Source organism: Kribbella sp. NPDC048915 (genome assembly GCF_040649595.1).
Taxonomy (GTDB): domain Bacteria; phylum Actinomycetota; class Actinomycetes; order Propionibacteriales; family Kribbellaceae; genus Kribbella.
Window position 1 is genome coordinate 36,525 of the sequence record NZ_JBEZFT010000054.1, and the last position, 10,470, is coordinate 46,994.

Consider the following 10,470-nt stretch of genomic DNA (forward strand, 5'->3'; position numbering starts at 1 on the left):
CCGTGACTGTTCCTTACTCCCTCACCCGCGTCGGCGTGCTGATGACGGCCGAGCCGGGCAACGAGCTCGAGGCGGAGGGGGTGCTGAACCCGGCCACCGGGCACACCCCTGACGGCGAGCTGTACCTGCTGCCGCGCCTGGTTGCCACCGGCAACGTGTCGCGCGTCGGCCTGGCCGCCGTGCAGCTCGACGACGGTGTGCCGGCCGGGGTACGCCGCGAAGGTGTCGTGCTCGCGCCGGACGAAGGCTGGGAGCGCGGCAAGAACAACGCCGGCGTCGAGGATCCGCGGGTCACCTTCATTCCGTCGCTCGGGCTGCACGTGATGACGTACGTCGCCTACGGTCCGCTCGGGCCGAAGCCGGCGCTCGCGGTGTCGTCGGACCTGCGCGAGTGGCGGCGGCTCGGACCGCTGCACTTCGAGTACCAGCCGGATCTCGACACCGACCTGAACCTGTTCCCGAACAAGGACACCGTTTTCTTCCCCGAGCCGGTGCCCGGCCCGGACGGTGCGCCGTCGTACGCGATGCTGCACCGGCCGATGTGGGACCTGGGCTGGTTCCGCGAGGGCGAGGGCGTGCACCTGCCGGCCGGCGTCACCGACGACCGTCCGGGCATCTGGGTGTCGTTCGTCCCGGTGGCCGCGGTCGAGGAGGATGTGCGCAACCTCGTTCACCTGCGCCACCACCGGCTGGTCGCGATGTCGGAGTACCCGTTCGAGGAACTGAAGATCGGCGCCGGGCCGGCGCCGCTGCGGATCCCCGAGGGCTGGCTCGTCATCCACCACGGTGTCACCGGGGAGCAGCCCGAGGGCTTCGACCCGACCACGCAGAAGGTCTGCTACGCGGCCGGCGCGCTGATCCTGGACGCCGAGGACGTGACGAAGGTCGTCACCCGGACCACCGAGCCGCTGATGGTTCCGGAAACCGAGGAGGAAAAAGTCGGAACGGTCGGAAACGTCGTTTTCCCGACCGCCATCGAGGAGGTCGCCGGCGTGCACTACGTCTTCTACGGCATGGCCGACGCCGCGATCGGCGTGGCCCGCCTGGACCGGCAGTCGTGAACCCGACCCGCCGGACCCTCCTCGGCGGGGCAGTCGCGGCGGCCGCGGCGTCGGCGGTCGCCCTGCCTGCTGCCACCACGCTGCCTGCCGGTGCGACCACGCGCCGGCCGACCGCCGGGCGCCTGTCGAACCTCGGTCATCTCGATTTCCTGCGCGATTTCGTCACGCCGCCGCCGGCCGCGGGGCACACCACCTACGGCTCCGGCCCGCTCGGTGTGTTGTGGACGTACGCCGACCACCAGCCCGACGGTTCGTACCGCCGGATCGGTGGGGGCACCTACGATCCGGTGACGGACTCCTACGGGCAGGGCGCTTTCAACGCGGACGACATCGCCCGGGCCGCGGTCGTGTACCTGCGGCACTGGAAGCAGTTCCACGAGGAGTCGTCGCTGCGCGTGGCCCGCGATCTGCTGCGTGGGCTGACCTTCCTGCAGTCACCGAACGGGAACGTCGTGCTCTGGATGCAGCCCGACGGGACGCTCAACCCGAGCGCCGACCCGGTCGAACTGCCCGACCCGTCCGATTCCGGTCCGTCGTACTGGCTGGCCCGGACGGTGTGGGCGCTGGGCGAGGGGTACAGCGTTTTCCGCGGCGTCGACCGGGGTTTCGCCGACTTCCTGCGGGACCGGCTCGAGGTGGCGATCGCCGCGCTGGAACGCCAGGTGCTGGTGCGATACGGCCGCTACAACGTGGTCGACGGCCGTCGGCTCCCTGCGTGGCTGATCGTCAACGGTGCGGACGCGACGTCCGAAGCAGTGCTCGGACTTTCCGCGTACGTCGAGGCAGGTGGATCCGCGGCCGCGCGCCGTGCCCTGGGCCGTTTCGCCGAAGGCATCGCCGAGATGCACGCCGGCTCGACTCGCGAGTGGCCGTTCCGCGCGCTGCTCCCGTGGGGCGAGTCGATCTCGGACTGGCACGCATGGGGTGCCCAGATGCCAAGTGCGCTGGCTGCCGCTGCCGAGGTGCTCCGCAAGCCCGCGCTGCTGAGTGCGGCGATCGGTGACACGGCGGGCTTCACGCCGCTCCTGCTGACGTCGGGAGGTCCGGACAACGGCTGGCTGCCGGTGCCGATCGACCGTTCGCAGATCGCCTACGGCGTCGATGCGCGGCTGCACGCGCTGCTCGCGATCGACCGTCCGGGGCAGCGCCACCTCGCCGCCTTCGTCGCGGCCTGGTACTTCGGCGCCAACCGCGCAGGAGAGCCGATGTACGACGCGACCACCGGCCGCACGTACGACGGGATCTCCGGCGACGGTGTCATCAACCGCAACTCCGGCGCCGAGTCCACGATCCACGGACAACTGTCGATGCTCGCCCTCGACGCGCACCCGGACGTCGCCCACCTGTCGGGCGCGACGGCGTACGACGGTCTGCAGGTCGTGGAGGGCGAGTCGGGGAGTGGCGGCACGGTCGTCGCCCCGCCGTCGGCGTGGACCGGTGAGTCGCAGTGGAGCAACGGCGCCTACCTGTCGTTCGACGGTACGGCGACGTGGACCGTGCCGGCGTCGACGCAGGAGCGGTTGGTGCTACCAGTCGTGAACCTCGTTTCCACGGCTGCGCCTCGGACGGCGTGGACCAGTGGCGAGGTTGCTCTCGGCACCTTGACGCACGAGTGCGGTGCGCAGGGCATCTCGGCAGCGCCAGGGGCCTTGCTGCCACTGACACTCGGCAAGGTCTTGCCTGCCGGTGCGACCACGCTGACCGCGCGTGCGACCGGTACAGCTCAGGTCGACGCCGTACTGCTGCTGCCGACGATCAGCCGTCTGCGGGTCGGGAACGCGACGCTGCTTGTCAGTGTCGATTCTCGTCCGCGGGTGGTCGACGTGCGCGGGCGGCGTACGTACACCTACGACTCCGGTGGCCGGCTGATCGCGCGCGGCGCTTCGCTCGTCGTACCGGGTGGGTTCACCGTCGTGCTCGACTGAGCGCCTCGGCGCACCAGTTCGCGAGGAACAGCAGGGCCTGTCCGCGTTGATGGAACAGGTGCCTGCTGTCCACCTGGCGGTGGTAGGCGTTGTGCGTGGGCTGCGAGGCCTGGCCCAGCAGGAGGGGCAGGAGCCACGCATACTTCACGCCCGACGCCAGCACCGCCAGGTACACATCGTCCGGGTTGCCCTGCCAGCCGGCTTCTTTGAGGCCGTCGAGGTAGTTGGCGATACAGGTGTCGGCGAGCTCGGGCAGGCGTTCGACCGGCCAGAACAGGTCGAACACCGCATCCGGGATGTAGTTGCCGATGTCCTCGCCCAGCGCGCCGTCGCCGACGAACGCCCAGTCGAACAGGGCGAGTTCGCCGGTCGGGCGCTGGATCACGTTCGAGACCCAGAAGTCGAGATGGCAGCGGGCGCGCGGCAGACTCGCCACCAGCGCGAGCAGGGTGTCGCGATGGATGAGCAGACCGGTCCAGGCTTCGCGGAGTTCGACCGGCCAGGTTTCACGGATCAGCGGTTGCTGCCATGCCGCGTCGTCGGTCATCAGGTCCCACGGCACCGCACGGGTCGTCGAATAGTCGCGCAGGAATCCGGTCGACGTCCACGGACGCTCCGGGGCGGGGCGTGCCTGCCAGCGGCCGCACGCGCGGGCGAGCGCCGCGTGCTCGGCGAGGCTGAAGTGCGTACCCGGCGTACCGTCGATGTCGTCCATCAGCAGGACACCGCCGTCCGGTCCTTCGTCGACCTGTGCGGCCGGGAGGATCAGTCCGGTGCCGGCGAGTTGGGCGCGGAGCTCGTCGTCGCGGTAGACCTCGAGTTCGCGGCGCCAGTAGTTCCAGTGCCGCGGGTCGGTCGAAGCGGCCCAGGGGCCTTCGGTCTCGGTCGGCTTCTTCAGTTCCTTGCGGACCGCAGTGCGCCCGTCGGCGTACGTCACCCGCTCGACAGTCGCCGTCACCGCGTTGAGGGGGTTGTGCCGCAGCGTCGTCGTACCGACTTCGGTCATGACCACCAGTGTCGCAGGTGCCTGTCTCAGGCGAGCAGGATTGTGGGTGGCAGGCCGGTCAGTGCCTTGACGTCGCGGGTGAGGTGCGCCTGGTCCGCGTACCCGGTGCGGACGGCGACGTCGGCAAGCGGCAGCCCGGTACGGGCGTGGTCGAGCGCGACGTTCATCCACAGGACCCGGTCGAGCATCTTCGGTCCGTACCCGAACGCGTCGAGGCAGCGGCGGTGCAGCTGCCGCTCGCTCAGCCCGATCGTACGCGCGAGGCGGGACACACCGGCCGAGCCGCGAAGCAGTCCGCCGCGGACGCTGCGCAATACCTGGGCCGAGAGCTTGTCGGCCGGCTCTTCGAGGAGTCTGGCGACCTCGAGGTCGAGCGCCGCGGCTTGATCGGGAGCGGCGCGGACCGTGTCGAGGAGGCGTCTGGTCTTGGTCGGGGACCACAGGTCGGCGAGCGGGACGCGTTGGTTCAGCAACTCGCGGGCGGGAACGCCGAGGAAGACCGGCGCGGTCCCGGGCGGGAAGCGAATCCCGGCGTACCGCGTGCCGCGTGGCGCGCTGCCCGTCCAGGCGCGGCTGTCGGGACCTGCGACCACGAGGTCGTCGTCCATCAGCAGCAGGTCCATGCAGCCGTCGGGGAGGATCCGGTACTCCCCGCCCGCCGCCGTCCGCGTCCACAGGTCGGCGCCGGGCACGCGCGCGGGGCGCTCCCGGTACGGCTCGACCGTTCCCGTCACGCTTCCAGTTTGCTACGGCGTACCGACAGTTTGCATCTGGGCGTCGTGGGCATGAGTACTGCCGTGACTCGTCGTGACGATTTGGCTGGGGTGCCGCTACTCGGTCGTACCGTGGCGCCCGAGGGGTCCGGGCTGGTGCTCGCCGAGTGGGAAGCCGCGGGGCGCACGACCGACGAGGTCGCCTGGCAGGCGCCAATGCACGTTCATCACGCTGACGACGAGGCCTGGTACGTGCTGTCTGGGACGATGCGGATGCGGATCGACGGGGAGGACTACGACGTCCCGGCCGGCTCCGGGATCGTGGGGCCGCGAGGTGTGCCGCATACGTTCGGTAACCCGGAGGCGGAGCCGGCGCGGTATGTGCTGGTGATGTCGGCGACCACACATGCGCTGCTGCGGGAGCTGCATGGCGGATTCTCGGGGGATGTGGCGGCGCTGTTCGAGAAGTACGGGTGTGCGTTGCTGGAGTGAGTGCTCAGGTTGGCAGTACCACGTCGAGGACCGGGACGCCGGTCGGAATGTACTTGACCAGGGCAACGTTCTCGCGGATCAGTTCGTCGCACAGCGCCGTACCCGTGCGGCGATCGATCACGGTCCGCCAGATCTCGTTGCGCCGGAAGTACTGCGCGCCGACCCGGAGGAACCGCTCGTCCTTGGCGAAGACCCGGTAGGTCGTCGCGGCCGGCCGATCGGCCCGGAGCTCGCCCTCGAGGTACCGCGCGCCGACGCCCACCTTGAGCTGGAACGTCTGCTCGGTGTCGTTACGAAACTGCAGATCCACATAGTTGTAGACGATGCTGCACCCCACACCCCACGGCAGCACCCGCCCGTTGTCCGGAAACGGGTCGAAGCTGTGCGTCGACCGCTCCGTCACGGTCAACGGCGAGTGCAGCACCATCCAGTGCAGGAGGTTGGCGAGCTGGCAGATGCCACCGCCGATCCCCGGCTTCGCCTCGCCGTTCGACAGCCGCATCCCCGGTCGGTAGCCCTTGTGGCGGGTCGCGTTCCCCACCACCTTGTTGAACGAGAACGTCTCACCCGGCCGAATCAGCAGCCCGTCGACCTGTGCACAGGCGAGCTTGAGATTCAGCACCTTGTTGTGCTGCATCCACATCTCGCTCTCCCCGAGCTGCCGCAACAACAACGACCGATGCTGCTTGATCCGGCGCGGTAAGCCGGCTGCGCTGCGGTCTGCGGCGTACGGCGTCGTGGAACGCATCCATTCGAGCCGTCTAACCGCCCGGTGATAGCGAACCGCCAACGGATACAGGCCCCGCACCCGCTCACTCCACCGCCGCCGCCCCACCACCGGCGCGATGCGCGCCCGCTCAGCCGCGGTGAGCTCGCCCACTCCAACCTGCCAAGCAGCAGCCGTACTCTCCGACATCCCGCCCCCCGACCAGAAGACCTCCGCCACCGTACGACCCACCCCACCCCAACCTCATGACAAACCCCCACAATCCAGTTGCACTCCCACCCCGCGCGCTAACCCCGCGGGACCGTCCATGGTCACCGCGGATTGTTCGAGGTGCTTGCGAGTGGCCCTGGTGCCGTGGAGCAGACTGGCGCCGTGGATCTGACAGCGAGGCGGGGATGTGGACAGGTCGTGGGCACCTTGGACAAGGTATTGCTTGTTCAAGGCCCCCATGGATTGTTCGAGGTGCTTGCGAGTGGCGCTGGTGCCGTGGAGCTGACAGCGGCGCGGGGGTGTGCACAGTCGGCGGTGGGCGTGGACAGGTCATGGGCACCTTGGACAGGCAATTGCCTGTCCGAGGTCACCGCGGATCGTCCAAGGCCCCACGGACCGTCCACGGTCCCCGCGAACTACCGCGGCGCCGCGCACTGACAGCCATCCGGAGGTGTGCACAGTCGGCGGTCGGTGTGGACACGTCGGGGCACCTTGAACAGGCAATTGCCTGTCCAAGGTCACCGCAGACTGTTCGAGGTGCCTGCGGGCTGTTCGACCGCGCGACCAGCGAACCGCTGTACGGCCCGGCAGAACGCATCACACCCAAAGCCCCACGTACGACCGAACTCAGCCCGCTGGGCATCGCCGGCGCTCCCAACCACTACCACCTCCGGAATCATCGGCTGGCGGACGTGCGTCACTCACCAAACCCAACTCATCGGCGTGTTTCAGGCGATGGTCAGGCTCGGGTGGGCCGGGGAGTGGCGGGTTGCTGAGTGGTGGGCGTCCGTCGGATCGACAGAGCTGGTGAGGTCAGCCGAGCTCGAGGGCGGTGGGATTCACCGGAGTCGACGTAGCTGGTGAGGTCAGGCGAGTTCGAGGGCGGCGGGATCCGCCGGAGCCGAGGTACCTGGTGAGGTCACCCGAGCTCGAGGGCGGTGCAGACCCAGCGGTGGCGGCGGACTTCGAGGCGGAAGGCGACGGCGCGGGAACGCTGGCCGTGGCGTACGTGGGCGGCAACCTCGGCGACGAACGGTTCGGGCATGAACACCCGCACCGAACGCACCATGCTCTTCTCCCGCGCGCCACGCGTGTCCGCGGTCGAGTTGAGCCCGAGGAGGCGCACACGGCGGTTCAGTTCCATGAACACGGCGTCGTCGGTGAACCGCACCAGCTGCGAAATCGGCCGATCTCCCGCGAGTACCTCGGACACCGCCTGCGCCATCCGCCCCGCCCAGGCCCGTACCTCCGGCAAGGGCGGCGCCGTCCCCAGCTCCCGCGCCTGCTCCTGCCCGCCCGCCGCCTCGGTGCCCCGAGCAACCTTCACCCCAGCGGCCTTGGTCGTTGGGGTTTCGGTGGCGGGAGTGGTGGCCTGCGGCGACTCGGCGCTGGTGGGGTCCGGGGTGACCTCGGGAACCACTGTCAGCTTTCGGCTGGGGTCGGTGGCTGAGGCCAGTTGCCGGCTCGGGTCAGCCTTCGAGTTGGGGTGCGTGGACACGGGGTCGAGGCCGAGGCGGGTGAGGGCTTGGCGCCGGAGTGCCAGGGCTCCGTGGGTGAGGTGATCGGCGTACCGCGCGGTGGCCGGCAGTGAGTGTCCCGAACCGCCCACCGACGACAGCCGCGGCCGCGTGATCTCGGCGAGCACCTGCTGCGGGTCCATGGCTGCGCCGACCGGTGCAACGGGGGTACCCGCGGGCTGGGTGAGTTTGGTGGTCGGCGAGGTCGGGGTGACGGCCATCGGAGCCTCCGGTGCGTCCGGGTGAGCGAGCGTCGGGTGGTGGTGAGCGGGGTCCGTCGTACGGGTGGGGACGACGGACAGCGGCGCAGTGGGGTGCGTTCCGTTCAGCTGGAGGTCGTCCGGCTGGAGGTTCTGGGGCTGGCTCATGTCACTGCTCCTGCTGCTGGGGCGGAAGGCGGTCGCCGGTCGGCGTGGGCGGGATGCGGAGGACCTGCCCGGGAAGGATGAGATCGGGGTCGCTCCCGATCACGTGACGGTTGGCGGCGTACCACTGCGGCCAGCGCGCTGCAATGGCTTCGGTGGTGGCGTTCGGGCCGAGTTCGCGGGCGGCGAGGCTCCAGAGGGTGTCGCCGTCGCGTACGACGATGCGGACGGGGACCTTCGGCCGCAGCTCGGTGTACCGGGTAGGTGCCCCCGACGTCGGCCGGTCCGGCACCTCCACTCGCTCCGGTGCCACGGTCCGCTCAGGGGTGGTCGGAGGCTCAGGCGTGGCCGGCGGCTCAGGCGTGGTCGGGCGCTTCGGCGTCGCTGCGCGTTCCGGTGTGGCCGCGCGTTCCGGTGTGGCCGTGCGTTCCGGTGTGTCCGTGCGTTCCGGTGTGGTGGGTCGGTCTGGGGTGGGCGCGGTCTTCGGCGACGGGGTGGAGCCCAGCACCGTGGACGGCGGCTCGGTCGCGCGGAAGTCCGCAGTGCGCTGACCGGTCTGCGGTTCGGTGGGGCGTTCCGGGGTGGGCGCGGTCTTCGGCGACGGGGTGGAGCCCAGCACCGTGGACGGCGGCTCGGTCGCGCGGAAGTCCGCAGTGCGCTGACCGGACTGCGGTTCGGTGGCGCGGTGGTCCGGGGCGATCTGGTTGGTGGGCGGCTTGCTCGCCTGAGGCGTGCTGTCGTTGCCGATCTGCACGGTCGAGCGCGGCTCTGTGGCGCGGAACTCGCTGGCACCCACCTGAGGACCTGTGCTGCCTGGCGCCAAGTTCCCGAGTGTCGCGTTCTTGGGTGCGGCGTTGCCCCCGCCCACGTTCTCGGACGGCGGCGTGTGCGATCGCGTTGCTGTGAGGTCCGGCGTACCGCCGAAGGTAGCGCTTGCACCTGTGAGGTCCGGCGTACCGGCGACCGCGTCGCTCGTGGCGCCTGGGGTCCATTGGCGGACGTGGGTGGTGTCGGCGGGGGCGGCGTGGGCGGCGGCGATGGTGAGGGGGGTGACGGCGGCGACGCCGAGGCCGGAGCGGAGGAGGGTGCGGGCGGTTTGTGTGGTGATCCGGCCCGCGACAACGCCGGCGAGGGTGCCGACCGCGCCGGGAAGCTGCTCGAGGACGGTCAGCAGGACGGCCAGCACCAGCCAGCCGTACGCGATCCAGGCGACCGTGCTGACCGCGAGGACGGTCAGCGAGTCGAAGTCGTACGTCCGGAGGCCGGTGATCGTGCCCGCGGTCATCCAGCGGAGCAGGAAACCGGCGACGACCAGCGCGAACACCGCGAAGGTGCCTTTGACCAGCCGGATCATCGCGTTCATCCCGCTTCCTCTCTGACCTATGAGTTTGCGTTAGTTTGCTTTGGCTTGACCACTATAGACCGCTGCTAGGCGTGGTTTGCAAGTCCTTGACCCACTCTGCGTCGGTATTCGCTGCGGACAGTGACGGGTCGGAGCGCGCGCCGGGACAGGGGACGGTAGGTTCACGGCATGCGGTGGGATGCGTTGTTCGCGGATCTGGAGTCTCAGTTCGAGGCGCTCCAGGACAGTGATCTGTACGGCGAGGTGGCGGATCGGATCCGCGCCGAGGTCGGGAAGATCACCGTGCTCGACCGGCTGCGTGGCGCGGTGAACACCGTCGTACGCGTCGAACTGAACGACGCCGATCCCGTCCGGGGGCTGCTCAGCCGGGTCGGGAAGGACTGCCTGCTGATCGAAACCGAGCGGTACGAGGAGTGGCTGATCCCGGTCGAAGCGCTCGTCGCCGTACACCGGTTGGGGCCGTGGGCGGAGCCGGCCGTCGGCGCGATCGAGGGAAAGCTCGGGTTGGCCCATCTGCTGCGCGGGATCGCTCGGGACCGGTCGCCGGTGACGCTGTTCTGCAGCGGCGGTGGACCTGTGACCGGCACCATCGACCGCGTGGGCGCAGACTTCCTCGAGATCGCAGAGCATCCACTGGACGCGCCGCGCCGGCGTACCGAGGTCTACAACGTGCGCCTCGTCCCCACCCAAGCCCTCAGAGCCCTCCGCCGCCGCTGACCCCCGCCTCACAGCCGCCGCCTCACAGCCGCCGCCTCACAGCCGCCGCCTCACAGCCGCCACTCGCTTCGGGCACCCAGTCGTCGGAACTCGCGATGCGGAGCTGCCAGTTGTCGGGGTGGTGGATTCCATGCCGGGCCTGGGGACAGGAAATTACGGGTCCACAAGCCCCGGTTCCTGTTCACACCCCCGGCATCTGCGTTCTGCACGGCGGCGCGGGCTCGGAAGTCGCGCTGCGGAGCTGCCAGTTGTCGGGGCGGTGAACATCAAACCGGGCCTGGGGACAGGAAATAACGGGTCCACAAGCCCCGGTTCCTGTTCACACCCCCGGCATCTGCCTTCTGCACGGCGGCGCGGGCTCGGAAGTCGCGCTG

Annotated in this window: 9 protein-coding genes; 4 read left to right on the top strand and 5 right to left on the bottom strand. The window is 69.9% G+C overall.

Features of this window, described 5'->3' with window-relative positions; translation table 11 throughout:
• The first annotated feature begins 2 nt into the window (after positions 1–2).
• Together AB0B82_RS24270 and AB0B82_RS24275 are read left to right on the top strand one after the other, a co-directional pair.
• Positions 3–1,061, top strand: a complete 1,059-nt coding sequence (locus tag AB0B82_RS24270; protein ID WP_360172679.1) for a glycosidase — start codon at positions 3–5, stop codon at positions 1,059–1,061.
• The gene (locus AB0B82_RS24275) at positions 1,058–2,986 is read left to right on the top strand and encodes a hypothetical protein (RefSeq protein WP_360172682.1); all 1,929 of its coding nucleotides are present in this window, start codon (positions 1,058–1,060) and stop codon (positions 2,984–2,986) included. The genes AB0B82_RS24270 and AB0B82_RS24275 overlap by 4 nt, the downstream gene beginning before the upstream one ends.
• Here the strand turns inward: AB0B82_RS24275 and AB0B82_RS24280 are convergent.
• Both AB0B82_RS24280 and AB0B82_RS24285 read right to left on the bottom strand, forming a co-directional pair.
• Positions 2,967–3,992: an aminoglycoside phosphotransferase gene (locus AB0B82_RS24280; protein WP_360172685.1), complete on the bottom strand. Its 1,026-nt coding sequence runs from the start codon at positions 3,990–3,992 to the stop codon at positions 2,967–2,969. The two genes, AB0B82_RS24275 and AB0B82_RS24280, sit on opposite strands and share 20 nt — an antisense overlap.
• 26 nt (positions 3,993–4,018) lie before the next feature.
• Positions 4,019–4,726, bottom strand: a complete 708-nt coding sequence (locus AB0B82_RS24285) for a helix-turn-helix domain-containing protein (RefSeq protein ID WP_360172687.1) — start codon at positions 4,724–4,726, stop codon at positions 4,019–4,021.
• Positions 4,727–4,777: 51 nt separating this feature from the next.
• Between AB0B82_RS24285 and AB0B82_RS24290 the strand changes: the two genes are divergently transcribed.
• Complete coding sequence (locus tag AB0B82_RS24290; RefSeq protein ID WP_360172690.1) at positions 4,778–5,197, top strand: cupin domain-containing protein; 420 nt, start codon at positions 4,778–4,780, stop codon at positions 5,195–5,197.
• Between the two features lie 4 nt (positions 5,198–5,201).
• Here AB0B82_RS24290 and AB0B82_RS24295 read toward each other — a convergent pair whose 3' ends face one another.
• From AB0B82_RS24295 to AB0B82_RS24305, 3 genes are all read right to left on the bottom strand, one after another.
• Positions 5,202–5,945, bottom strand: a complete 744-nt coding sequence (locus tag AB0B82_RS24295) for a VanW family protein (RefSeq protein WP_360172693.1) — start codon at positions 5,943–5,945, stop codon at positions 5,202–5,204.
• A gap of 1,108 nt (positions 5,946–7,053) precedes the next feature.
• On the bottom strand, positions 7,054–8,019 hold the full coding sequence (locus AB0B82_RS24300) for an Rv3235 family protein (protein WP_360172696.1): 966 nt from the start codon (positions 8,017–8,019) through the stop codon (positions 7,054–7,056).
• A 1-nt stretch (position 8,020) separates the two neighbouring features.
• A complete protein-coding gene (locus tag AB0B82_RS24305) occupies positions 8,021–9,379 on the bottom strand; it encodes a LysM peptidoglycan-binding domain-containing protein (RefSeq protein ID WP_360172699.1) in 1,359 nt (452 codons plus the stop codon).
• Positions 9,380–9,547: 168 nt separating this feature from the next.
• Between AB0B82_RS24305 and AB0B82_RS24310 the strand changes: the two genes are divergently transcribed.
• Positions 9,548–10,096 carry a hypothetical protein gene (locus AB0B82_RS24310; protein WP_360172702.1) on the top strand — a complete coding sequence of 183 codons (549 nt, stop codon included), beginning with the start codon at positions 9,548–9,550 and terminating at the stop codon, positions 10,094–10,096.
• Positions 10,097–10,470 lie beyond the last annotated feature (374 nt).